Here is a 26,865-nt window from a genome sequence, read left to right as displayed (position 1 = left end):
ATCTTATTCTGAGATAATTTCACATTTTAGATTTGCTCGTGCATCTAATTTTGCTGCAATAGTAGCACCGCCATTGATTACTTTACAAATTGAAAAATTTTCATCTTCTATCTTTTCAACTGTAATTTGACCTATTTCTTTTTTTCTTGGTATTTTTTTACCGTCAACTAATAAATATGTTAATTCAAAAACTTTTAGAGTTGTTTGTAGTTTCAATCCAATATTAGTTCCGCCAGAAATCAACACTTTTGTTGCTTCATTTGAAGCATTTTTTTCTTCAATGTTGGCAATTGAAATTGCGATTTTGAAATTATCTTTAATGAATTTTTCAATATTAGGTTTTATGATATTTAATGCATCATCAAAACCATTTTTTCCTTTTGCTTCCGAAGAGAATTTTTCTGAAGCCATAATTTCTCCAGTTGAAACATCTATTACTTTGATATTAAATGAAATTTTAGCTTTTCTACTCGTAATAGAAAGACCACCATAGCCTAGTGCATTATTTTGCTCTTCAAATGATGATTCGATAACATTACCTGTAACAATGTAACTCGCTCCCATAGATTTTGATTGTTCAACGGTTTGACCATCAATGAAATCATCACTTTGTTGGGTTTTTCTCTCTCCCTTAATTAACACCATTTTTTCTCGTTCTACAAGAGTAAATCTTTTAGTACTTAAAAAAGCGTCTGAAACTGCATCTTGTATGGCAACATCATTTTTATTGTTGTTTCTATTAAAATAATTGTTTTCTTCCGAAGAGCTGTTAAAAGGCATTATCCCAACAATTATTTTTGTTTGAGCTAATAGACTGATTGTTAATAATGTTAATATTGTCGTTAAGTAAAAATTTCTCATATTTTCGTTATATTTTATTTAATAAAATCCGTTATTTTTCCTAGTATGAATTAGCTTGTCATCTTATAATTAAAATTTATTAATTGGCGCAAGCTACAAACTATAACCATTTATATTTTACGGTTTCCCGTAATGTGGTTTTTTAAAGCATTTTGTTTAATAATTATTTAAATGCGTGTAAGTTTTGATAGCATTTAGAATACTTTTTGTTGCATATCGATACAATTATTCACCGCTACATTTGCAAAGGATTGGAACTTAAGCAGGACTTGCTTTAATTAAAATCCTGAAACTGCTCTTCTAAAAAGTTATGTTGTAATATAGGTCTGTGAGATTCCTCGCAAGCTCGGAATGACAAAACTGCATAAAAAAAGCCCCCCGATTATCGGAGAGCTTAAGCTTTTTGTGTGTGTTAAAAGCGTTTATATTTTTCTTACTTTACCAGAACCAACAACACGTTGCTCTACTTCTGGGTTGCCGCTATAATTAATAGTACCTGAGCCACTAATTACTGCATTGATTTGGTTTTCTGCGGTTACATAAATAGAACCAGAACCGCTTACTACAGCAACCATTGTATCTACAGAGAAATCTTTTTTAGTTAACGAACCAGAACCGCTAATCGTTACCGATGCTTCATCTGCTGCGCCAGAAAAATTTAATTTACCAGAACCGCTAATCGTGCCAACAAAACTATTTACATCAACACTTGCAGTTATGCTACCCGAGCCACTTAAAGTTGCTGCTAAAGAATTTTCTTGTATTTTGCCTTTAACCAACATGCTACCGTTACCACTCATGGTTAAACTTTTAAGTGTTTTTGCAGAAACGTAAGCCGTAATTTTTTTATTCTCATATTTTTTTGCCCAACTCGTCCAGCTGTTTTTTGGTCTGATAACCAATTTGTTGCTTACCACTTCAGTTATTAAAGTAGAAATTGCTTCAGCATCACCTTCAAATCTTAAACCTTCGGTGTTGCCTAAAGTTATAATCACATCTATTGGGCCGCCAGAAGCTACTCCGTTAAAGTTTTTTACATCTCTATCTTCTTTTTTAAATTTAGATAGACCAATGTTAATTGGATCGGCAGCAAAAACTGGCTGAAAACTAGTAATTGCTAGCGCAAAAATTAAGCTAAATGAAAGGAATGATTTCTTCATGGTTTTATTGTTTTTATATAAGACGTAAATAGGTTGCAAATAGTTGCATGAGGATGAAAAAAAAATGTCATTTAAAGAGGAATCTAATTTTAAAGATTCTTTGTTGCACTCAAATTTGATAGATATCGGATGACAAAGATTCTTACTCTCCCTTCTTAACCTTTATGTAAAAATTAGGATCAGCATTAAAATTATCCATATTTACTGATGCATCAATTTTACTTGTTTTCCAATCATTTGTAGGTTTAATCAAGCTGTAATTATTCATTTTAAGCGAAACCTTTACTGGCATGTCAAAACCTTTTACATCAGTTACCCAACGGTAAGATAAAATGCCGTTATAAATTTTATATTCCAACACCGGTATTTTAGCATACCGTAAATATTGATCGAAAACCTTGTCTAATTTCAATCCACTTTTTTTAGCGATATAATTTTCTACTTCGGCAGATGTGGTGGTAATATGGTAAAACTCCTTGTTCATACCTCTTAACATTTGCCTAAATTTTTCATCATTATCTATTAATTGGCGGATGGTGTGAATTAAGTTTGCTCCTTTAGGGTACATGTCTCCACTACCTTCGTTATTTACATTATATTGGCCAATTACCGGACTTCTGTTGGCAATGCCTCTACGTAAACCAATTGCATATTCATCTCCAGCTTTTTTGCCTAAAGTAGATTCTGTAAAAAGTGCTTCAGAATAACTCGTAAAGCCTTCGTGTACCCACATATCGGCAATATCTTTTGTTGTGATGTTGTTCGCAAACCATTCGTGCCCGCTTTCATGTACGGTAATGTAATCCCATTTTAAACCATGGCCAGTACCTGATAAATCTTGCCCCAAATAACCTTTTTTAAACTGATTGCCATAAGCAACTGCACTTTGATGTTCCATGCCCAAATGAGGCGCTTGTACTAATTTATAACCATCTTTATACCAAGGATAAGGACCAAACCAATATTCAAAAGATTTTAACATCGGTTTTACATCGGCATCCCAATGCGGACGAGCTTTTGCGCTATCTTCTTTCAGTGCCCAATAATCTATCGTTAATGGTCCATTTTCGCCTGCATAAGTATCAGTCCAATGTGCATATTTGCCAATGTAAAAAGCAACATTATAATTATTGATTGGATTGGCAACAAACCAATTGTGTTGGCGATAACCGTCTTTTAAATCAACTATGTTGCGCAAACGTCCGTTAGAAACTTCATCTAAATCTTTAGGTACAGCAATGCTGATCAACATGCTATCAACTTCATCACTTTGGTGATCTTTTGTCGGCCACCAAACACTTGCCCCCAAACCTTGGCAGGCAACAGATACAAAAGGATTACCAGATTTATCTTTTTTAAAGATGAAACCACCATCCCAAGGCGCATTTTTAGCCACTCGTGGATTACCGTTGTACCACACTGTAAAGCTGTCTTTGCTTCCTTTTTTAATAGTAGTAGGGAAGGTTACAAATACAGCCCCAAATTCTCGAGTAAACTGAACTTCAGCACCTTTGTAAATAATTTTATCAATTTTTAAATTTTCAAATAAATCGAATTGAAGTTTGGTGAAATCTTGATTTGCGGTAAATTTAAATTCATTACTGCCACTTACGGATTGTTTTTCGAGATCAATTTTAACAGCTAAATGGTAATAATTAATGTCGTAACAAGTTCGTAAAGGAGTGAGCATTCCTCGCAACGTATCAGCTCTGCTAAATTCTCTTTTGTTGGTCATTAGTTGTGCATTTGCATTTTTGCACAATAATGAGATCATTAAAAAAGGAATAATCAATTTGTTCATTAGTATTTATGGTTTTAGTACATCTACGGTTATAAATGAACTGTTATTGGTATCGTGGTAAATTTTGTGCGTTGCTTTCTGAAAATCGCTTGGCTCTGCTTGATAAATATCCATAAATTTTTGCGGGTTTCTATCTGCCAACGGGAACCATGAGTTTTGAATTTGGATCATGATTCTGTGTCCTTTTTTAAAAGTATGGGCAATATCTGGTAGTGGATAATTTACTTTTGTAATTGCACCAGGTACAAAAGCTTCAGGATTTTCGAAGCTATTGCGGTACTTGCCACGCATAATTTCGCCGCGAATTAACATTTGGTAACCACCCATCATTATACTGTTCGGATTTGGAATAGGATCGGGTTCATTTTCTGGGAAAACATCAATCAGCTTTACTACATAATCTGCATCAGTACCAGTTGTAGAAACAATTAAATTAGCTAAAACTGGTCCGGTTAAGGTAATATCTTCTGTTAAAACATCGGTTTGATAAACTTTAACATCTGGTCTGCGTGCAGCAAAACGCTGATCATCTACCATATACTCTCTAGTTCTTTTGGCTTGTACACCATCTTGATAAGGTACAGGATTATTCGGGTCGCTTACATACTCATCCCAACTATCTGTTCTGCCAACTTTTTCGAAAGATAACTTCCCGTTAGGATGTAAATATAAATTTCTGCTTTCGGTAGCTGCTGGTGGCCAAGTGTCAAATTTTTTCCATTGGTTGCTTCCCGTTACAAAAATATTTGCTTCTGCTGGATTAAAGTTTCCTTCTCCTTTTAAGTAATATTTAAAAAATGGAAGCTCAAAGTTTTCCTGGTAATAAGTACTTGTTGGCTGACCAAATTTCATATCGCCGAAAGTTGAACCATCGCCACGTACCCAGCCCCCATGAAACCATGGGCCAGCAACTAAAATATTGTTGGTTTTTGGATTTTGCTTTTCAATTGCTTTGTAAGTTGCAAAAGTGCCGTAAGCATCTTCAGCATCGAAAAAGCCACCAACAACCATAACAGCAGGTTTTACATTGGTTAAGTGAGGCAAAATTGTTCTCGCTTTCCAAAAAGTATCTAAGTTGGGATGTTTAAATAAATCGTTCCAAAATTGAATGCTGTCGCCCATGTATTTGTCCTTCAAATTTTTTACAGAACCAGCTTCTAAGTAAAAACGATAATTATCTTTTATTGGAAATTGAAAAGGTTTTGGGCCTTTATCTGGCGTAATTGGTTTAGGGCGAGGAACGCCGAAAGAAGTCATGAAACTAAAAGCATCCACTAAAAATAAAGCGCCACGGTGGTGAAAATCATCGCCAATAAACCAATCGGTTACTGGTGCTTGCGGCGAAACTGCTTTTAAGGCTGGATGAGAATTTGGTAAAGAGGTGGTTGAGTAAAAACCTGGGTAAGAAATGCCAGAAATACCAGCTTTGCCATTATTGTTTTTGATGTTTTTTACCAACCAATCAATGGTATCGTAAGTGTCGGTGCTTTCATCGATTGCATTTTTGCCTTTTTGGGTTGTTTGCGGTCTAATGTCTTCAAACTTTCCTTCGCTCATCCAACGTCCACGAACATCTTGGTAAACAAAGATAAAACCATCTTTCATTAGAGCCGGAAAAGTGCCCAAACTCAATTTGTATTTATCTTCGCCATAGGGCGAAACCGTGTAGGGTGTTCGGGTAATTAAAAAAGGATATTTTTTAGATTGATCTTTTGGTAAGTAGATGGAAGTAAACAATTTTACACCATCACGCATAGGTATTAAGCGTTCTATTTTGGTGTAGTTGTTGCGTACGTAGGCAGAATCGGTTTCTTGGGCTGATAAATTTGTGAAAAACAAAGTGCAGCAAAAAAACAGCAGGAAAAATCTCAATTTTTTCATGAAAATTTGAATAGGTTTTGAATGCTAAATATAGATAAATGCAATTCAGGTTTCAAATGTTTGCATTTAAGTATCAAGAGTGTGACTTGGTTGTGGAGAGTAATACCATTACAATTTTACTTTCTCTCAAATAATAATTCTGGCAGTATGATTTTTATTTCCTGTTCTGTATCCTCTTTTTTCCAGTAAACGATGAAATTCACTTTTGCAGTTTTCAATTCATAGTTTTTCGCTTTCATACTTTCTATTTGTGTCGCGAATTTTCTCGAGAATTTTAAAACAGATTTTCCGTTGGTATCCAAACATTCATCTCCGTTTATTTTTAAAGTATCGCCACTGATAAACTGGTCAACTAAGTGCTGTTTGTTGATGAAATAGTTGAGCCAAACATCTTTTAAAAATAAGTGCATTAGCAATTCATTAGGCTGCGTATAAATTTCTTTATCGTCTACTCGCTCCAAATTCTCTGATGTTAGGTTGTCAAGAAAGTTTGAGTTGAGATGAATTGTTAAGTTTTGTTTTGCTCTTGTCATGGCAACATATAACTGCCGTTTAGCGCCATCAGTTGTAGGATTAAAGTTTTCGAGCATTAAAAAAACATTATCAAACTCTCTTCCTTTAGCTTTGTGAATGGTTGACACGAAAATAGTTTCGCCGTTTTCGCTATAGAAATCTTCTAATTTCGACTCTCTTATAAAAACTTCTAAATCAGTTTTGTATTTCTTTTTAGGGTTTGATGCTTCAAATTCTTTGATGATGTTTCCTAAAATATCTAATTTGTTGCTATGGCGAAATTTATTCACGACTTTATGCTTTGCATTTAACCACATTTCGTCGGTGATAATGAAAATATCGTCCCGTAAGTTCAAATGACTTAAGAAATACCTTACTTCGGCGAGGTTGTATAAGTTGAAGCCGTCATTGCTCTGTATTAACTTTGCCTGTACATTATTTTTCAGAAGCAATCCAGCAATTTGTAGTGCATCTTCATTTATTTTAGTTAGCACACAAGTGGTGCCAGAAAGTCCTGTTTGGAGAATGTCTTTTACAAGCGGATTGATGAGGTTTTCACTTTCGTAACTAATTATTTTCAGTTTTCCATTATCGTTTTGTTTTGCTATAATTGGCGTTTGTTTTAGTCGGTGAGCAATTCGATTTACAAATTGGTTTGTGAAATTTACCAGATTGCTCTTACTTCTGTAGTTTTCTACTAATTCATGTTTTGTAGCATTATTCTCATTGATGAATTGCTCCAAATATTTTGAATTTGCCCCTCTAAATTCATAAATATTTTGATCGTCATCGCCCACGGCAATTACTCTCATATCTTCGTTTTGCTCCATTAAAACGGTTATTAATGCAAACTCATCCTCATCCATGTCTTGAGCCTCATCAATAACCAAAACGGTTTTTGTTATTCGGTTTGCTTCAACTTCGTTGTTTTTTATTTTCTGGATAGTCTTTTTTACGATTTCACTTGATTTTTCTAAACTTCCAACTTTGCCCAACAAATCAAAACAATAAGAATGGAAAGTTTTTATCTCGATGTAGTTTGCAGCATTCCCAATTAATTTAAGTAATCGCTTTTTAAACTCTGTTGCCGCTGCTCTTGAAAAAGTAATCATTAACAATTGCTCGTGTTTCACGTCTTCCATTAAAAGTAGTGAAGCCAATTTGTGCACCAAAACTCGTGTTTTTCCGCTACCAGGCCCAGCAGCAACTGCAATATGTTTGGTCTCGTTGTCGTTAATAATTTTTAATTGAGTTGGCGAAAGCTCTCCAAAAAGTTGTCTGAATTTTGCAGGTGTAATGTTTCTTTTGATTTCATTTTGCCTACTGCCTTTAAAATATTTGTTGAGGAATGAAGCGTAGTTGAGTTGGAAATAATCTTCTACAAATTGTAAAGCATTTTTGTAATCTTCAATCATTTTGGTGGCATACTCGCCCACAATATGAATTTGTTGAACTTTACTTTCGTAAAACTGTTCTAGTTTTTGATAATTGTCTTTTGTGTATTGCTTATAATTATTCTGCTCAGTTCTCTCAATAGATAAGCGGTTATATACAACTAAAAAACCGCCTTCAATTTTTATGGCTTCAATTCTAGATAGATAAAAGAGCGTGTCTTCAACATCATCAAGAGTAATGTCCAGTTTAAATAAGCTCGAGGAGTTGTCATAAGCGTTCTTTATTTCATGAACAGAAAATTCAACTAATACTTCATCTTTCCCAAAATCGTCTTTTGATGCGTTTACATTACTTTTTTCGTATAAAAACTCCACCATAAACTTGGCTAATTCATGTCGTTTTACTAGTTTATCTTTTAGAAAACTTTTAGTGTGTAATATAGCTGTAGCGATATGATTTTTTGAATCTAAATTTTTTCGTTTAATCCAGTTTTTTATTGCCCAAAAGTTAATAATGGTTTTAATTTTGTTGGTGCTGATGTCGCTGAGGCCTATTTCTTCAGCATGTTCATTCAGTTCTTTAATGTGTAATACCTTTTCCTCTTCTTCAAAATAAGGCAGTAAAAAGTTTTCAATTTTGCTAAATGAATCAACAATATTGAAGGAACGATTTTTGTTTTCTCCTTTTTTGATGAATGCTGTTAAATCTTTTGCATCTGCTAAAATTTTCTCTTCACGTAAAATATTTATGATAGTGATGACTTCTTCTTTTACAATGCCTAAATGATCGCTGATGTAATCAACCCTCGACTCAGCACCTTCATCATTTGAATGCTTTCTGCTTTTACTAGAAAAAAGTTTTTTAATGATTCTCACTGCCTTTGACTTTTGATTGTCTTGCAGTTTTTCCGAAGCGTTTATTTTTTCAATTGCCTCTTGAGCATTTTTAGAAAGAATACTATTCGCAAAAACTCTTGGCATATTTTGCCCTCTTTTCAAGTAACCAGCGTCCTCTAGCGCAGCAATAGCTGTAGTTACACGGGTTTCAATGTCTGCAACATTATCATCCCAACCTGCTTTTCTTGCAATTTCTAAAGCAGAATTTGAAACTTGTAAGCGAAATCTTGTGATCTCTTTTATCGCTTTCCAAATCTGTTGAATTTCTTTGATGGACAGTTTGGTTTGATTAAGAAGAATAAAGTGTTTGCTTAAATCTTCTTCGTTAAACAATACAAAACATTCGGCAGTAATATTTTCATCTCTTCCTGCTCTTCCCGCTTCCTGCACATAATTTTCAAGCGAATCGGAAATTTCAAAATGGATCACCATCCCAACATCTTTTTTATCAACACCCATTCCGAAAGCAGATGTTGCTACCATTATTTGGATTTCTCCGCTGATAAATGAATTTTGATTTTCAGATTTTTCTGCCTTATCCATTTTTCCATGATAAGCTTTTGCATTGAAACCATCTTTAAATAGTCTTTCGGCCAATAAGAACGCTTTTCTTGTTCTGGAAACATAGATGATGGTCGGGCAGTTTTTTAGCTCAATTAAATCACGAACGGTTTGATATTTATCTTCTTCGTCTCCTTTTTCGTAAACCTTATACTGAAGATTTGTTCGTGATGCTTTTGAAGTAAACAACTCAAGATCCAACGAAAGCTTATCTTTGAAATAAGCTTGAATATCTTCGATAACTTTTTGTTTTGCTGTAGCTGTAAAGCAAGAAACAGGAATGCCGTCTTCTAAGTTTTTCTTTTCTTGAATGGATTTAATGAAATCTCCAATAAACAAGTAGTCTACTCTAAAATCTTGTCCCCATGATGAAAAACAATGCGCTTCATCAATTACAAAACGTGCAATTTTTCTGCCCAAAACTAAACGCTCAATAGTTTTCGAGCGTAATGATTCTGGAGATATATAAAGTATAGCAGCAGAACCATTTTCAACTCTCTCAAAAGATTTTGCTCTCTCAATTGGGTCGAGCAGCCCATTTATTGTAACTGCATCAGTAATGCCAATTTTTTCCAAATTGTCAACTTGGTCTTTCATTAACGATTGCAATGGCGAAATCACAACTGTTAAAGCTTTGGCGTTTTCGCCGCTCATTAACGCTGGAACTTGAAAAGTAATGGATTTTCCCCCGCCAGTTGGAAAAACAGCAAGAATTGATTTGTTGTTAATTGCTGCTTTAACAGCTTTTTCTTGCAAGGGTTCATCGCCATATTTTCGGTAAGTATCAAAACCGAAAAATCTTTTCAATCCTTTGTGTGCATCTAAAACTTGATTGCAATAATCGCAACCGCTTACACAAGGTTTGTTTCGCAAACGAAACATGATACGCTCTACTTCAGGATAATTTTTTAAAACCCAAGGCGGCGTTATGGAGTGTATTTTTTTATATTGTACAAAAGAATTTATTAGCGATAAACAGTAAGCAAGCTCAATCGGGTTGTCTGAAATATCTTTGTCTAAGGAAATTTGTTCGCAAATTTGATGTTTGAATTTTTGGTGTATTATTCTTTCGATATCTGCATTTACGCTTTGATAAGAAATATATTTGAAAAAAGATCGAAACTCTTTTTGCTCGTTTAAAAGCAGATAGAAGATTTCCCTTAGTGATTCATCAGTTTGTTTAAAAGTAGCAACTTCATCATAAAATAAATCTTTTGCTTTAATAGAATCGTTTAGAGGGTTATTGGTATCTTCCGATTGCAGTTTATCATCTTTAAGTAATGAATGATAAGGGTTCGTTGGGAAAAGTAATGGCGAAAGAAATAACGTATCGATGATATTTATAGAACTTATGCCAGCATCTTCAATCGCATTACCGATGTATTTAATGTCGTGCTTAAGAATATTGTGCCCACAAATGAATTGAGCTCCATATAGAAACTCCGTAAATTCAGCTACCGAGTTTTTGTGAAATGTAGAGCCGTTATCCTTGATACTTCCGATGTCAAGAATTTTACCGCTTTTGGGTTCAATTTCTGTATCAATAAATGCAATTGTGTTCAATCGAATTATTAAATGTTGCTTTACGGATGTTGTTTTCTGTTATGGTTAGTCTCAAATATACAAATCTTTATTATAGCCACAAGTTGTTGCTTTTTAAACGGGATTGAAGCGAAAATCCTTTTTTGTTGTATTAACTAAGATAAACCTCGCAGGTTTTTAAAACCTGCGAGGTTTGGTAGAAGTTGCGTTCACAAAAAAGATTGTAGTGCAAAGCTCGGCTTTCGTAACCGATGATATGCAGAAACTTGCTTTACAAATCCAATTATTACAGTTGACAATTTAATAATCTAGCGATCTAATAATCATTTCGGCTCACTTTACAACTTCCCAACAATTTATCAGGATTTATGGATTGTAGGATTTGTAAGATCATAAAGTCCGAAACATTACAACTTTCAAACATTACAACTTTCCAACTTCCCAACTAATCCGTAACTTAGCCACACAAAATTTATAAGATATGCAATACGATGTAGTTGTTATAGGCTCGGGTCCGGGCGGATATGTAGGTGCCATTCGCTGTGCACAATTAGGATTAAAAACAGCAGTGGTAGAAAAATATAAAACTTATGGTGGTACTTGTCTAAATGTAGGCTGTATTCCATCAAAAGCTTTGTTAGATTCTTCTGAGCATTTCCATAACGCGGCTCATACTTTTACAACACACGGTATTAAACTTAAAGATTTAAAAGTTGACATGCCCCAAATGATTGCTCGTAAAGATGATGTTGTTTCGCAAAATACAGCGGGGATTACTTATCTTTTCAAGAAAAACAAAATTGATACTTTTGAAGGTGTTGGCTCTTTCGAGGATAAAAATACCATCATTGTTACCAAAGCAGATGGAAGTACAGAAAAATTAACCGCTAAAAATGTAATTATTGCAACAGGTTCTAAACCTACTGCATTGCCGTTTTTACCAATCGATAAAAAACGCATCATTACCAGTACCGAAGCTTTAAATATTAAAGAAGTGCCAAAAACAATGGTAGTTATTGGTGGTGGTGTAATTGGTTTAGAGTTGGGTTCGGTTTATGCCCGTTTAGGAACAAAAGTTTCGGTAATTGAGTTTATGCCGTCTATCATCGCTACTATGGATGCTGGTTTAGGTAAAGAATTGCAACGTGTGTTAAAGAAATCTTTAGGCATGGAATTTTTTATGGGGCATAAAGTAACTGGAGCAACCACCAAAGGTAAAACCGTTACAGTTACAGCAGATAATGCCAAAGGCGAAGCGGTTTCTTTTGAAGCTGATTATTGCATCGTAGCTGTTGGTAGAACTGCTTACAGCGAAGGTTTAGGTTTAGATAAAATTGGGATTACAGTTGAAGAAAGAGGAAAGAAAATTCCGGTAAACGAGCATTTAGAAACAACAGCTAAAGGTGTGTATGCCATAGGCGATGTAATTACCGGTGCGATGTTGGCGCACAAAGCTGAAGATGAAGGCATTTATGTGGCAGAAACTATTGCCGGACAAAAACCGCATATCAATTACAATTTAATACCAGGTGTGGTTTACACTTGGCCAGAAGTGGCCTCTGTTGGTCAAACAGAAGAGCAATTGAAAACCGCGGGAGTTAAATACAAAGCTGGTTCGTTTCCTTTTAAAGCAAGTGGGCGTGCAAAAGCAAGTATGGATACCGATGGTTTTGTAAAAGTTTTAGCGGATGAAAAAACGGATGAAATTTTAGGTGTACACATGATTGGTCCACGTGCGGCAGATATGATTGCAGAAGCAGTTGTTGCGATGGAATTCCGTGCATCGGCAGAAGATATTGCTAGAATTTGCCATGCTCACCCAACTTATACCGAAGCTTTAAAAGAAGCTGCAATGGCGGCTACTGAAAATAGAGCGATACATATTTAACCCCCAACCCCTAAAGGGGATTCGAGGATATCCTAAGAATTATAATTAAATAAAAAGCCAGTAAGCAATTACTGGCTTTTTTTATGTCAAAAATTAATATAATGATAATCTACAGCAAATATAGGTTTGCTTAACAGGGAATATTTTTGCAATAATTAAAATAATCAAAAATGACCCTTAAAACTAAATTATTTACTGCTCTTGCTCTTGTAGCAATTACCTTAAATGCTTGTAAAAAAAGCAATCCGGTTTTAGAACCAGAAGTTGAAACAATATTACCAGAAGATATTGCAAGTTTTAAAGAAACAGCAATGATTGATTTGGGTGGAGAATTTGCATCAGAAATTTCTGCCTATGATCCATTAACTAAAAAACTATTTGTAGTAAGTAATGACGGTGGTACTAAAGTGGATGTGGTTGACTTAAGCAAATATCCAACATTAACAAAATTAACAACCTTAACTTATGCTAACAGTGTAGGTATTAACAGTGTTGCAGTTAGTAATGGTTTATTAGCAATTGCTTTAAATGGTGCTATAAGTACAGCCAATGGAACTGTAGTTGTTCTCAAAACATCTGATTTATCTGAAGTTAAAAAAATTACCGTTGGTGCAATGCCAGATATGGTAACTTTTAGTCCAGATGGTAATTACCTAATTACTGCAAATGAGGGTGAGCCAAATGATGCATACACCTTTGATCCAATTGGAACTATATCAATTATTGATGTAAAAAACAATTATTCGGTTAAAAATGCAGGTTTTGAAAGCCTTGAAACTTCAAAAGCATCACTTGTAGCTGCTGGTTTAAGAATTTATGGGCCTAATGCCAGTTTTGCTCAAGATATAGAGCCTGAATATGTTGCCGTTGCCGCTGATTCGAAAAAAGCTTATGTAACCTTACAAGAAAATAACGCAGTTGCCGAGGTTGATTTGGTTGCTGGTACAGTTACAAAAATTATGCCTTTAGGTGTAAGAGACATCAGCCTTGCTGAAAATGCATGGGATGTAAGCGATAAGGACGGAAAAGTTGGTCAATTAGGCACTTGGCCTATCAAAGCATTCTATTTACCAGATGCTATTTCTTATTTTTCTACTGGCGGAAGTAATTATTTGGCTTTGGCAAATGAAGGAGATACTCGTGCTTGGGGTGGTTATGATGAAGAAATTCGTGTAAGTTCAAAAAGCTATACTTTAGATGCCACTAAGTTTCCAACAGCTGCTACTTTAAAATTAGAGACTAACTTGGGCAGACTAACGGTTTCGAAAGCATTTGGAGATACCGATGGTGATGGTGATTACGATGAAATTTATGCAACAGGAGGCAGAAGCATGAGCATTATTAATGCTAGTAATGGTCAGTTGGTTGCAAATATTGGTAAAGATTTAGAACAAAGAGTGATCGATGCTGGTAAATATGAAGACGACCGTTCGGATAATAAAGGTGTGGAAGTGGAAAGTGTAACTGTTGCACAAGTAAACGGAAAAACGTTAGCCTTTATTGGGATGGAGAGAGTAGATCATATTGCAGTGTATGATGTAAGTATTCCTGCCACGCCTAAATTTGTTCAATTGTTTGCCACTGGCGATGCACCTGAAGGATTAATGTTTGTGAAACCTAAAGATAGTCCGAATGGAAGAAGCTTGTTGATTGTTTCTAATGAAGCAGATGGTACGGTAAGATTTTATCAGCCAAATAAAATATAACATTTACAAGCCTGTGTAAATTACTGGCTTTTTAGTTTTACAATATGAGGCATTTAAGGAAATATAAGTTATTCCTTAAATGCCCTTATATTTCTTATATGGTTCAAAAAATTTAGTTCCTAATAAGATTTGCTTCCAAAAACTCAGAATTATTACAAACTTAAGATTCTATTGGTCGGTGATAAATTAGGTTATTGATTTAACTGAAAGATAAGGCTGTCTCAAAAACAAAATATTGCCGTCCTTTCCATGATCGAAGGAGGAGAAATCTATCTCAAAAGCGCTTCCGAAACAGATCTCTCACCTGCGTTCGAGATGACGGATCATTTTTGAGACAACCTCATGACGTTTAGACTTCTTCAAAATTTTTACAAAACTTTACAGCTGTTATTTGTTAATTTAAATAACAAAGCCGATACATGAAGAAAACTATTTTTGCAGTAACTTTCATCTCGATAATTTATACTGCTTGCGTTCCGCTAAGGTCTATTAAATATTTAATTCCTGATTCACGAGATAGTGCGATTTTTAATAATCAAACGATCCAAAAATCAGCAAATCCATTCTATTTCAAGCCATATCAAGCAAATCCAGCTTATGCTGCACTAAAACAAAAAATAGACACCTCGTTAATTGATACAAAAACAAGTGCATTTATCGTCATTAAAAATGACAGTATTATTTATCAGCATTTATCAGAAGATACAAATTTACAAGCTAAGCAACCTAGTTTTTCTATCTCCAAATCATTTGTAGGTACTTTGGTTGGTATTGCAGTAGATCGTGGTCAAATAAAATCAACCAACGATCTGGTCATTAAATATCTGCCAGAATTAGCAAAGAATGATGAACGTTTTAATCGTTTAACTATACAACATGTGTTGGATATGCGAAGCGGTTTCGATTTTAACGAACGTTCTTTAAATCCATTCTCAAAAATTGTAAGAAGCTACTATGGCGCCGATTTAAAGAAAATGGTGAGTAAGCTTAAAATGAAAAGTGAGCCAAATACGGTTTTCGAATATCAAAGTTTAAATACCCAAGTATTAGGAATGATATTAGAAAAGGTAACGGGTAAAACACTCGATGTGCTGTTGCAAGAAAACCTTTGGCAACCATTAGGTGCACAAAGCGATGCCTTGTGGAGTGTAGACAAAGAAGGAAACATTAAATCTTTTTGCTGTATCAATGCAACTGCCTTAGATTATGCAAAATTAGGTCGGTTGTATCTTAATGGTGGTAATTGGCAAGGCAAACAAATCATCTCCAAAAAATGGGTAGATGCAACAACTCATCCAGATACTTTAGCTAAAAAGCGTTATAAAAATCAGTTTTGGGCAACCAGAGATTTTAAATATTTTCCAGATTCACTAAGTGCCATTAAACAATTAGAGAAAGAACATTTGGGTTATCCTGTTGAACGAAATAACGATGGTAGATATTTTTACGCCAAAAAAGTTTACGATTTTAAGGCTCAGGGCATGTTTCATCAATCTATATACGTAAATCCACAAAATCAGGTCATCATAATTCGCTTAGGTGGCCGACAAAAAGAACTCAACTTTCATGGTTTTGTACAAGAAATTGGCAGGTCAATTTGCAAATAGTAAATAATTGAAATCATTTCAATACAAATGCCGAAATTTGCAGTATTCCTATCAATTGTTAAATGTCAGAAACTATAGCTCAAATCAGTACCGATCAATCAATTACTCCATATAGCAGAAAAAGAGTACGTTTTGCCATCTCACTTTTCTATTTTGGACAGGGTGTTGTATTTGCATCTTGGGCAAGCCGCATACCAGATTTAAAATCTACATTAAACCTTTCTGATGCTGCGTTGGGCAGTATTTTATTAGCCTTACCGCTTGGTCAGCTCTTAACAATGCCAATTTCTGGCAGATTAACCACAATTTTTGGTAGCAGAAGAATGCTAACCATTGGAGCGCCGTTATATGCTTTGTCACTCATATTATTAGGTTTAGCAACAGTAGGTTGGCAGTTAGCTATATTTTTATTCCTTTTAGGTATTAGCGGTAACATTTGCAATATCGCCTTAAATACGCAAGGTGTTGCTGGCGAAACTTACTATGGAAAACCCATCATGACTTCTTTTCATGGTGCTTGGAGTGTTGGTGGTTTTACAGGAGCTTTGGTTGGCTTATTGATGATGAATTTTCACCTTACGCCATTCATTCACTTTTGCATAATTGCTGCAATAGTTTGGGTGCATATCATCATCAACTACCGATTTTTATTGCCTGGTCAAAAATCTAGCACAAGCGATAAACCAAAACTATTTACCAAACCTCAAGGTGTTTTGGTACAATTAGGTATCATTGGTTTTTGCAGCATGGCAACAGAAGGTGCCATGTTCGATTGGAGTGGGGTTTACTTTAAAGAAATTGTAAAAGCACCGCAATCACTTGTTATTTTAGGTTATACCTCATTTATGATTATGATGGCTACAGGAAGGTTTTTAGGCGATAAAATTATAGCGAAATATGGAAGAAAAAGATCGCTTCAAGTGAGCGGGATTATCATCTCAACAGGAATGTTTATTTCAGTTATTTTTCCTTTTTTAGTTCCCTCTGTTATCGGTTTTATGCTGGTTGGTATTGGCGTTTCGGGTATTGTACCTATGGTTTATAGTATTGCTGGTGCAAATACCAAAGTTTCGCCAGGTATAGCTTTAGCTATGGTTTCTGGTGTAAGCTATTTTGGTTTTTTAATGGGGCCACCTTTAATTGGTTACATTTCAGCTTTGTCTAGTTTACGTTATTCTTATGCAGTAATTGGCTGTTTTGGTTTGTTAATTACTTTTATTGTAGCTAAAATTAGTGCGATAAGGTAAAGCGATTTGCGTTAGTCGTTTTGCGATAAGGATTTGAAAAAGTGCGGCAGTGGTTTTTGGCTAAGTTAGTCCCGCCATACGCTACAAATTTTGTTTGTTGGTCTTCGACTACCTGCCTACCGCAAGGCAGGCGCTCAGACTGACACCGCACAAAAGTTTTCCGCTGCTGTCGGGTTTATATTACAAAGGTAGTGGTTCTTGGCCTAACCTATCAAGCGCCATAACCTACCAGGTTTCAAAATCCTGAATAGTTAGCTTTATGCGAGTTATTCTTTTTCTCCAAATGTTGTTTATTAAAGCTAGCTGCAAAATAAATAAAAACGTAATAACAGCCATTGCAAACCATTTTTTCTCAGTAAATTCAATCCCGTTTGTAAAAAATAGCATCAATCCAATTAACAAAATAGCTTTACTAATTATTACTTCTAATTGGTAGGTTTTCAATTTAGCAGCAAAACTTTTTAAATCATCTTTAATATTTTCGCTAGCTCTAAAATGTTGTTGTAATCGATATCCTTTGAAATGATTTAGCATACTAAATGCTACAGCAAAAATTAAAATCAAATTAATAAGTAGCGGTTTTTTGTTTCCATCAAATATGGTGTAATAACAAAATAGAAAAATCGCAAGAGCCAAAAATTCAATAATAGCTTGTCTTTTAATCGATTTTATTACCGGATGATTTTTTGCTTTCATCATTTTTGATAATTGGTTAGCATCTTTTTCTGGAGTTTTAATTCCTTTCCACAAACTTTTTAAATCATCATTTTCCATTGCTCAATATTTTATGTAGTTTATTTTTAATTCGGTTAATTTTTACTGCAGTATTGTTTTCACTTATGCCAATAATTGATGCAATTTCTGCATAGCTTAATTCTTCTAAATAAAGTGTAATTATTGCTCTATCGCCCTCATTTAATTGTTTAATTGCATAAATTAAATGTTGATTTTGGTTGTGCTGCTCTTCATCACTAAATATGGTTTCATCAGGCAGTTCGGCAACAAAATTCAGTAAGGGCTTTTTCTTTCTAAAAGAACTCATGGCAGTATTTAGTGCAATACGATATAGCCAAGTACTAAATTTGGCTTCGCCTCTAAAAGTTGGGTAGCCTTTGTAAGCTTGATAAGTGATCTCTTGAAAAAGATCTTCGTAATCTTCTTTATAATTACAATAAATGCTACAAACTTTGCCAATTATACCTTGATTGGAATTAAGTAATTGTAAAAAAGTTGCTTCACTCATTGTGGTTATTTTGCATTTTTTAATGCCTCTATTTTTTGATCTAAAACTTTTAAGCTATCTAAAATTACGATTTGCTTTTTGTTTAGCTGTTCAATTTTATCGCCAAGTTTTTTATCTCTCAATTGTGCTCTGCCATCTGGCGATGAACTTTTATTGCAGCCAAATAATCCAGTAACTATTGCTAATGCTAAAATTGTGATTTTAATTTTCATAATTATAATTGTTTAAAGTATAAGTAGCATTCTGTGATAAAAACTTACACTTGCTCAAAAAAACTTTGATAGCTGCAAATTTGAGGTTAATTAAACGGGATTGTAGCGCAAATACTTTTTGTGTGCCACGCTGAGCCTGTCGAAGCGTTTTGCAAGCATGCTCCTTCGACAAGCTCAGGATGACATGAGTGAATATTAGTGCCGATAACAAAAAGATTGCCTGCCTGCGGTAGGCAGGTAGCAGAAAGCCCGGCTGTCTTTGATTGGAGCGTATTACTTTGCTTTTCGAGGAATATTTTTCAAATTATTAAAGCAATGACACACAAAATAACGCTCAAAAAAAATCCCGATAACTTTTTAGGCTATCGGGATTGGTTTTCATTATTGCGTGTTTAAATTATTCTGATTTGTTTTTCTGCTCAGCAAAAACATCAATTGCTTCTGGTTTTTTCTTAAACCAACTTTTAATTAATTTAGAGTTTACATCGCCTAATAAATACATACAAGGCACTAATATTAAAGTAAGGAAAGTTGCAAAAGCTAAACCGAAAATCATGGTCCATGATAAAGGTCCCCAGAAAGCAACGTTATCGCCTCCAAAATATAAATGCGGATTAAACTCGGTAAATAAAGTCGTAAAATCCATATTTAAGCCTACTGCTAAAGGTATTAAACCTAACATTGTAGCTGTAGCAGTTAACAATACCGGTGTCATACGAGTTCTTCCGGCTTCAATTACCGCTTCTTTAACTGGCATACCTTGCTCAATTAATAAATCGGTAAATTCTACTAGTAAAATACCATTTCTTACCACAATACCTGCTAAGGCTACAATACCAATACCACTCATTACAATAGACATTTCCATTCTAAAAATGGTGATACCTAAAATTACACCAATGATACTGAATAAAATCTCACTTAAAATAATTAACGGTTTACTAATTGAGTTAAACTGTGTAACCAAAATAATTAAGATTAAACCTAGTGCAATTAGCATCGCTTTACCTAAAAATGCTGCGGTTTCCATTTGCTCTTCTTGCTCACCCGCCATTTTAACCTCAACACCAGTTGGCACTTTAAACCCATTAATCTCACTCTGTATTTTGCCTACAACTTCGTTAGGGTTAGCATCAGCCAATACGTTTGATGATAAAATGATAATTCGTTTCTCTTGTTTACGTTTAATACCGCCATAAGTATTTACATAATCAACCGTACCGAAAGAAGATAATGGCACTTGGCGAATAATACCACCCATGCCCATATCGCGGTAAGTCATTTTCATGTTTCTTAACGCATCAAGGTTGTTGCGTTGGTTTTCTTGTGACCTTAAAGTGATATCGTAATCTTCATCAACATCTCTAAATTTAGAAACCTCTTTACCAAAAATTGCGGTACGTAAATCGCCACCAATTTGGCCAGAAGAAATACCTTCTCTATTGGCACGCTCTCTATCTAGGTTGAAAACAATCTCAGGTTTATTGTTTAAAAAGTCAGATTTTAACTCTTCAATACCGGAAATCCTTTTGCCAACAATAAATTTCTTCAAGTTTTCAGAAGTTTTTACCAATGAGTCTAAGTTATCGCCAGTAATTTCTATACTAATTGGCTTTGCAGTTGGCGGGCCGCCTTGCTCTTTTGCAACCGTAATTTCGGCACCTGGTATGCCTTTAACTGCATCTCTAATTTTGCTTAAGTAGGTTGAAGTTTCAGGTCCGGTTCTTTTGCCAAACTGTACAAAAGCAACGGTTATTTTTCCCTTGTTAGGGTATTCACCTTGATCTTCATCCTGAGGATCGGTAACACCTACCGTAACGTTAGAAATGATAGACGAAACATCTTTGTTTTCTTTTCCGCCAACAACTTCAGTTACTTTTTTCTCTAATTTTTTAACAACCGCATTGGTGTAAGCTTGGTCGGTTCCAATTGGTAAGTTCAAATAAACATAAATAAAGTTAGGATCTCCCTCTGGGAAGAAAACAACTTTTGGAGGTACAACTGTCATTAAACCGAAAGAGAAAATTAACAGTGCTAATGTTCCAAAAAGCATCGCTCTTGGCCAATTTAAAGCTCTAGTTAACAACCTTGCATAACTAGCCTGAAAACGTGGCCATAAGTTATTTTGGAAGTTTTTAACTGCGTTTTCTAAGTAAAAATGGTTTAATAAATAAAGTAGAATTAATAGTACTACAAAGTTTCCTAACCCAAAAGCATACAGGTAAGCTAACACAGCTATACCCGCCATAATCAACACCGTTTTTTTAACTTTTTTATCAAATTTAGGCTTGTGTGTTTCATGGTCTTCAATCTCCATAAAATCTACCGCAAAAACAGGGTTGATAATGTATGCTACCACTAACGATGCTAATAAAGTAATGATTAGCGTAACTGGTAAGAAGAACATGAACTCGCCAATAATACCAGGCCAAAATAGCAAAGGTACAAAAGGCGCAAGTGTAGTTAAAGTACCAGAAAGTACAGGCATAAATACCTCGCCAGCTGCGGCTTTGGCGGCTTTTACAATTGGTACTTTGCCATTGTTAAAAATACGGTGTGTGTTTTCAATTACCACGATGGCATCATCTACCACAATACCCAAACCTAAAAGGAAAGAGAAGAGTACAATCATGTTCATGGTAAAACTAAAGCCAAATAAGCTGCCTAAAAATGGCATGGTTATAAAGGCAATAAACATTGATAATGGAACTGAAAGCGCCACAAACAACGCGTTTTTAACACCCATAAAGAACATCAAAATGATTGTTACCAAAATGAAACCGATGATAATGGTGTTAATTAAATCGTGTAGGGTAACACGAGTTTGATCAGATTGATCGCCAGTTACTTTAATTTCTAAATTTTTTGGCAACGTTGAGCCTTTCATTTCTTTAATTAAAGCATTGATTTTATCAGATGCTTCAATTAAGTTTTCGCCACTACGTTTTTTTACATTTAGCGTAATTACGTTTTTGCCATATAAACTTGCATAGCTATTTTGCTCTTTAAAACTATCTTTAACCTCTGCAATATCTCTTAAATAAACCGAAGAGCCGGTAGGAGTTTTGATAATTAAATCAGCAATTTGTTGTGCATTGGTAAATTCTTTTTTAACATTTAAAGTTCTTTTAATGCCATCCATCGCTACATCGCCACCAGAAATGGTTAAGTTTTCATAAGCAACTGAGCGTTCAATGTCTGCAAAAGAGATTTTTGCAGCTTCCATTTTGTTCAAATCCACATTAATTTGAACTTCTTGTTCTAAAGCACCAACAATATCAACACCAGAAATTTCCTTAAAGCTTTCTATTCTATCTTGTAAATCCTCAGCATATTTTTTTAAACTTTTAAGGTCGTAATCTCCCGAAAGGTTAATGTACATAATTGGCAAATCGGCCAAATTGATATCAGATACGGTGGGATCATTAGGTAAATCGCTTGGCAAATCTGTTTTAGATTTATCAACTGCATCTTTTACCCTTTGCTTGGCTTCAGCTATTTCTATATTGGTATTAAATTCTGCAACAATAACCGAGAAATTTTGGTAAGAGTTAGAAGTAACCTTTTTTAAACCTTTGGTAGATTTTAGTTGCTTCTCAATCTGTTTGGTCACCAAAGTTTCCATATTGGCAGGAGATGTTCCTGGATAAACGGTTTGCACAAATATTTTGGGCACCAAAACCTCCGGAAAATTTTCTTTCGGTAAACCTTGGTAGCCTAAGTAACCCATGATGGTAATGATAACGGTAAGCACATAAATTGCCGTTTTGTTATCTATAGCCCAACTTGAAGGTCCAAATTCTTTTTTAAAATCGTCTTTCATCTATTTTAAGATTAAGCGTGTGTATAAATGGTTATATTTTTAGAATTTAACAGCATCATCTGCGTTTAAATTCTGTGCACCTGCGGTAATTAATTTATCACCAACTTTTAATCCCGATAAAACTTCTACTTTACCTTCGTAAGATTTGCCAGTTTTGATATCTGTTTTTTTAGCAATACCATTTACTGCTACATACACAAACTCTCCACTTTCTGATTTTTGTACAGCTGAAATAGGGATAACTAAAGCTTTTGGATTTTGGTAATCAACAATTTTTAATACCGCTAACATATTCGGACGATATTTTTTGTTTGATGGTAAATTGATCTGTACTTCGAAACTTCTTGAAGCTGGATCGATAGTTTTTGAAGCGAAATTAATTTTAGTCATCAAACTATCTGGTACATCAGGGAAAACTACATTTACTTGGTCACCTTGGTTAACTCTACCTGCATAAGTTTCGGCAACTTGTGCTTTCGCTTTTAAATTGCTAGCGTTAATAACCCTAATGCTCGATAAACCTGGCATTACAGCATCACCTACTTTAAGATCCATTGCATCAATTGTTCCGTTAATAGGCGATTTGATTTTGTACATCGCAATTTGAGAACGTAAAGTTGCAATTCTATTTTCTGCAGCTTCTTTTTGTGTTTTAGCACTGATGAATTGTACTTCGGTTCCAATTTTCTGATCCCAAAGGTTTTTTTGTCTGTTATACAAACTTGTAGCTAAGGTTAATTGTGTTTGCAACTCAGCAATGTTCTGTCTTAAGACTTTGTCATCTATTTGCGCTAAAACCTGGCCTTTTCTTACATTCTGACCAATTTTTGCATATACGGCTGTAACAACGCCTTGAGCTTCAGAAGTAACCAAAATATTCTCTTCTGCATCAATTTTGCCTTGCACTTCCAAGTAGTTTTTAAAGTTGCTTTCTGCCACATCCATCACATCAACATCTTTTGCAACTGCTTTAGTTGTATCACTTGCACCTAATGTTTCTTCTAATTTTAATATTTTCGCATCTAATTCGGTACGTTGTTTTTTAAGATCTGCTAATTCTGCTTTCGGATCTTTTTTGTTGCCACATGCTGCTAAAAATGCAATGGCCATGATGAATAAAATTCTTTTCATTATATGTTGTTTTTGTGAGGTTAGTAATTGATATTTCCTAAAGCTTGATCTAGATTTACTTTGTTAATCAGCATATCATATAAAGCATTTATGTAATTGTTTTGAGCTTCTTTAAGTGAAGTTTCGGCGGTAGTTACTTCTAAACTAGAACCAACACCTTGGTCGTACTTAATTTTAGTAACTCTTAAAACTTCTTTAGCCAAATCCATATTTCTTTGTTGGTTTTCTAAAGATTTTTGTCCGTTTAAATAAGTAGTTTGTGCTTGAGAAACTTCAAGGTTAATTACATTTTCTAGGTTTACTAAATTATTATCTGTTTTAAGCGATTCTAATTTCGCATTGCGAAGATCATATAGTTTTTGTCCGCCAGAAATAATGGGCACTGATAGTCTTAATCCAACAACTGTAGTAGGGAAACGGTTATCGTATAAGTTTCTAAAGTTGTCATTTTGAAAGTTTGCAGAAGTGCTACCGAAAGCCGCTAAGCTTGGTAAGAACAAACTTTTATAGCGTTTTACATCTAATTCGTTTAGTTTCTTTTGGGTTTGTAAAAGCGAGTATTCAATTCGTTTGTTGTAAACCTGTCCATCAGCTAATACCTGAGCTTGGTCTATTTTTACATCGCTTATTTTATCTTTTAAAGTTAATGTGCTACCCACTGTCATTCCCATTTGAAATTTCAAGAGGTTAACATTTAGTGCTAAAAGTCTAATTACATTTTCGCGTTCGGTAAGTAAATTGTTATTTAAAACGCTCAATCTGTCTACATCAATTTTTTCTACAAAACCATTTTTAAATAGCTGTTCGGTATCGCTTAATGATTTTTTTAGGCGTTCTAAATTGGCATCAATTAGCGCCAATTGCTCATTGCTAACCAAAACAGAATAATAAGCTTTTGTTACAGCAACTGTAGTTTCAATTTTAGTTCTTCCTGTATTTTTTACTGATAGTTCTTTAAAAGTTCTCGATGCTTTTAAGCCAACCAAATAACTTCCGTCAAATAACAATTGGCTAGCTTCTAATCCAATTGCTGAATTGTATTTAACGCCAAATTTTACAGGTACAAAAGTACCAGGTTGACCAAAAAAATCTCCAGGAAGTAAACTTGTAGGTACTTTTAAGAAATCTTGAAAACTGGCATTTGCACTAACTTGTGGCAAACCAATGCCAATGGTTTTTTTAACCGTGTTTATTGCAATTTGTTCATCAATTTTTGCATTTAAAATATTAACCTGATGAGTTTGTGCATAAGTAATAGCCTCTTGCAGACTAAAATTCGCTGTGGTGTCTTTTTGCTGAGCAAAGCCTGGTAAAGCCAAAGTCAATCCAAAAAGGAATAGGTAAAGTTTATGTTTCATATATTAGGGTTGCGTTATTTGTTGTTGTTTATATTTTGCAATTAATGCCAAACCATTTTGGTTGCAAACACCATATAAAAAATGCTCGGTTATTTCAGACATTACCTGCGCCAAATTAAATTTATTCATATTGTATTGGCCATGTTGGTTAAATATCAAATCTATTTGATCTAGTCTCATTTGCGTAATGATTTCCGTGTTTAGCTCTTCCCTGTACAAACCCTCGCTAAGGCCACGCTCTAAATTTACCATAATGCATTTTCCTAAGTTCTGCTCCCTAAATTCTTTAAAGGTTAGCCATGCTTTTGGGTGGTGTTTTTGCAAATCGTAAAAAAGTATCGCATTCATGCTCGATAACATTTCATGGATATTTACAATTACAAAAAATATTTCTTGAACAGCATTTTCAGCATTTTTTGCACAAAAATCCATTGTGCATTCTTGGCTATTTAGCTTTTCGTTTATTAAAATGTTAACCAGTTCATCTTTATCGCTAAAATGCTGATAAATTGTTTTTTTAGACATGCCTAAGTGTTTGGCAATATCATCCATGGTTACACTTTTAAAGCCATATTGGCAAAAAAGTTTATCCGCCTCCTCAACAATATATTCTTTTACTTCCAATTTTGCTCCTTAGTTAAATTGCATACAACTAGTTCCAAATTTTTTTAATTAAAATCTTAATTTCTTCGCTAACTGTTGCTTCTTCATTATATAATTTCATGCGTATAAATTTAGAAGCGTAAAACTATGGAAACTATTTTTAATTCCAAAGTTTCCTTATCAAAATTTTTATTTCTTCGGCAATGCTGAGTTCTGGTGTTTGCTGTATTTCCATGATACAAAAAGAAGCTTTATTATGATGTTAAAACAGATTTAATCGGTGAATGGCGTATTTAAATAGGTGAGTTTAATTTTAATACGGATATAAATTTACACATCGTTTACAGAAGGCAATATAAAAATGAGATAACCGATTTTTAAATATTACATTTTATACATTTGTGCTTTATATTTAACCATGCCAATTTTACAAGAAAACATCTCCTTAAAACCTTACAACACATTTGGTGTAGAAGCTAAAGCAAAGTATTTTGTTGAAGCTAAAAGTGAAAATGATTTAGTAGAAATTTTTAGTAACGAACTTACTAAAACACAAAAATTATTGGTGCTGGGTGGTGGCAGTAATATGTTATTTACACAAAATTTTGATGGCTTAGTTTTAAAGGTTGGCATTCAAGGTATAAAATATACTACGCAAGGCGATGATGTTTCTTTAACGGCTGGTGGAGGTGTAGTTTGGAATGATTTGGTTAATTATTGCGTAGATAAGGGTTTTGCAGGGATGGAAAATCTTTCGCTAATACCCGGTACAGTGGGTGCATCGCCTATTCAAAACATCGGTGCCTATGGTGTAGAGCTCAAAGATGTATTTACTTCTTGTACAGCTTTTCAAATATCAAGCGGTACAATAAAAACCTTCAATTATCAAGATTGTAAGTTTGGTTACCGAGATAGCGTTTTTAAAAATGAGCTAAAAGGAAAGTATGTTATCACAAGTGTTACTTTTCACCTCAGCAAAAAGGCAAATCTAAAAACACATTATGGTGTAATTACAGCAGAGCTGGATGAAAGAGGGATTGAAAGCCCTACAATTGCTGATGTTTCTAATGTAGTTTCGGCAATTAGGGTAAGTAAATTACCAGATCCTAAAACAATTGGCAACGCTGGTAGTTTCTTTAAAAACCCAATTATCTCGCAAAGCGATTTTAAAGAATTGTTAGCTAACTTTCCATCAGTGGTTAATTATCCAGTTGGAGAAAACGAGGTTAAACTTGCTGCAGGATGGTTAATTGAGCAATGTGGTTTTAAAGGTATTGTTGTTGGGCAAACTGGCACTTGGAAAAATCAAGCTTTGGTTTTGGTTAACCATGGCAACGCTAGTGGACACGAAGTGTATAATTTTTCAGAACAGATAATTAATACAGTGCGTGCCAAATTTGGCGTAAAGCTCGATCGCGAGGTAAACATTTTGTAACA

General features: G+C 34.5%; 17 protein-coding genes. 5 read left to right on the top strand and 12 right to left on the bottom strand.

Translation table 11 applies throughout. The features are described from left to right. Nucleotides 1–3: 3 nt before the first annotated feature. The 5 genes from FA045_RS11870 to FA045_RS11850 form a co-directional block, all read right to left on the bottom strand. The gene (locus FA045_RS11870) at nucleotides 4–861 is read right to left on the bottom strand and encodes a CsgG/HfaB family protein (protein WP_136877296.1); all 858 of its coding nucleotides are present in this window, start codon (nucleotides 859–861) and stop codon (nucleotides 4–6) included. 422 nt (nucleotides 862–1,283) lie between these two features. Continuing rightward, the gene (locus FA045_RS11865; protein ID WP_136877295.1) at nucleotides 1,284–2,021 is read right to left on the bottom strand and encodes a head GIN domain-containing protein; all 738 of its coding nucleotides are present in this window, start codon (nucleotides 2,019–2,021) and stop codon (nucleotides 1,284–1,286) included. A gap of 142 nt (nucleotides 2,022–2,163) precedes the next feature. After that, nucleotides 2,164–3,822, bottom strand: coding sequence for a M1 family metallopeptidase (locus FA045_RS11860; RefSeq protein ID WP_205943143.1), 1,659 nt, complete (start codon nucleotides 3,820–3,822; stop codon nucleotides 2,164–2,166). 6 nt (nucleotides 3,823–3,828) lie between these two features. Beyond that, nucleotides 3,829–5,703: a CocE/NonD family hydrolase gene (locus FA045_RS11855; RefSeq protein ID WP_136877294.1), complete on the bottom strand. Its 1,875-nt coding sequence runs from the start codon at nucleotides 5,701–5,703 to the stop codon at nucleotides 3,829–3,831. Nucleotides 5,704–5,819: 116 nt separating this feature from the next. After that, the gene (locus tag FA045_RS11850; protein WP_136877293.1) at nucleotides 5,820–10,631 is read right to left on the bottom strand and encodes a RecQ family ATP-dependent DNA helicase; all 4,812 of its coding nucleotides are present in this window, start codon (nucleotides 10,629–10,631) and stop codon (nucleotides 5,820–5,822) included. 460 nt (nucleotides 10,632–11,091) lie between these two features. On the opposite strand from FA045_RS11850, the gene lpdA reads away from it, so the two are divergent. The 4 genes from lpdA (at nucleotide 11,092) to FA045_RS11830 (ending at nucleotide 17,058) form a co-directional block, all read left to right on the top strand. Further along, the gene (gene lpdA / locus FA045_RS11845) at nucleotides 11,092–12,498 is read left to right on the top strand and encodes a dihydrolipoyl dehydrogenase (protein WP_136877292.1); all 1,407 of its coding nucleotides are present in this window, start codon (nucleotides 11,092–11,094) and stop codon (nucleotides 12,496–12,498) included. Nucleotides 12,499–12,668: 170 nt separating this feature from the next. Beyond that, nucleotides 12,669–14,204: a choice-of-anchor I family protein gene (locus tag FA045_RS11840; protein WP_136877291.1), complete on the top strand. Its 1,536-nt coding sequence runs from the start codon at nucleotides 12,669–12,671 to the stop codon at nucleotides 14,202–14,204. Nucleotides 14,205–14,623: 419 nt separating this feature from the next. Then, nucleotides 14,624–15,811 carry a serine hydrolase domain-containing protein gene (locus FA045_RS11835; protein WP_136877290.1) on the top strand — a complete coding sequence of 396 codons (1,188 nt, stop codon included), beginning with the start codon at nucleotides 14,624–14,626 and terminating at the stop codon, nucleotides 15,809–15,811. Nucleotides 15,812–15,873: 62 nt separating this feature from the next. After that, a complete protein-coding gene (locus FA045_RS11830; RefSeq protein WP_136877289.1) occupies nucleotides 15,874–17,058 on the top strand; it encodes an MFS transporter in 1,185 nt (394 codons plus the stop codon). A 225-nt stretch (nucleotides 17,059–17,283) separates the two neighbouring features. Here FA045_RS11830 and FA045_RS11825 read toward each other — a convergent pair whose 3' ends face one another. The 7 genes from FA045_RS11825 to FA045_RS11795 form a co-directional block, all read right to left on the bottom strand. Next, nucleotides 17,284–17,832, bottom strand: coding sequence for a hypothetical protein (locus tag FA045_RS11825; protein WP_136877288.1), 549 nt, complete (start codon nucleotides 17,830–17,832; stop codon nucleotides 17,284–17,286). Then, nucleotides 17,822–18,301, bottom strand: coding sequence for an RNA polymerase sigma factor (locus FA045_RS11820; RefSeq protein WP_136877287.1), 480 nt, complete (start codon nucleotides 18,299–18,301; stop codon nucleotides 17,822–17,824). The genes FA045_RS11825 and FA045_RS11820 overlap by 11 nt, the downstream gene beginning before the upstream one ends. Nucleotides 18,302–18,306: 5 nt before the next feature. Then, entirely contained in the window at nucleotides 18,307–18,513 is a 207-nt protein-coding gene (locus FA045_RS11815) for a hypothetical protein (RefSeq protein ID WP_136877286.1), read from the bottom strand. A 397-nt stretch (nucleotides 18,514–18,910) separates the two neighbouring features. After that, entirely contained in the window at nucleotides 18,911–22,336 is a 3,426-nt protein-coding gene (locus FA045_RS11810; protein ID WP_136877285.1) for an efflux RND transporter permease subunit, read from the bottom strand. A gap of 39 nt (nucleotides 22,337–22,375) precedes the next feature. Then, complete coding sequence (locus FA045_RS11805; protein WP_136877284.1) at nucleotides 22,376–23,467, bottom strand: efflux RND transporter periplasmic adaptor subunit; 1,092 nt, start codon at nucleotides 23,465–23,467, stop codon at nucleotides 22,376–22,378. A 20-nt stretch (nucleotides 23,468–23,487) separates the two neighbouring features. Beyond that, a complete protein-coding gene (locus FA045_RS11800; protein ID WP_136877283.1) occupies nucleotides 23,488–24,825 on the bottom strand; it encodes a TolC family protein in 1,338 nt (445 codons plus the stop codon). Nucleotides 24,826–24,828: 3 nt separating this feature from the next. After that, the gene (locus FA045_RS11795; RefSeq protein ID WP_136877282.1) at nucleotides 24,829–25,449 is read right to left on the bottom strand and encodes a TetR/AcrR family transcriptional regulator; all 621 of its coding nucleotides are present in this window, start codon (nucleotides 25,447–25,449) and stop codon (nucleotides 24,829–24,831) included. A 397-nt stretch (nucleotides 25,450–25,846) separates the two neighbouring features. Here FA045_RS11795 and murB point away from each other — a divergent pair, with 397 nt between their 5' ends. Further along, a complete protein-coding gene (gene murB, locus FA045_RS11790; protein WP_136877281.1) occupies nucleotides 25,847–26,863 on the top strand; it encodes a UDP-N-acetylmuramate dehydrogenase in 1,017 nt (338 codons plus the stop codon). Nucleotides 26,864–26,865: the final 2 nt, after the last annotated feature.

This window comes from Pedobacter cryotolerans (assembly GCF_005116475.1).
Lineage (GTDB): Bacteria > Bacteroidota > Bacteroidia > Sphingobacteriales > Sphingobacteriaceae > Pedobacter > Pedobacter cryotolerans.
This window is presented reverse-complemented; position numbering and strand designations above follow the sequence as displayed.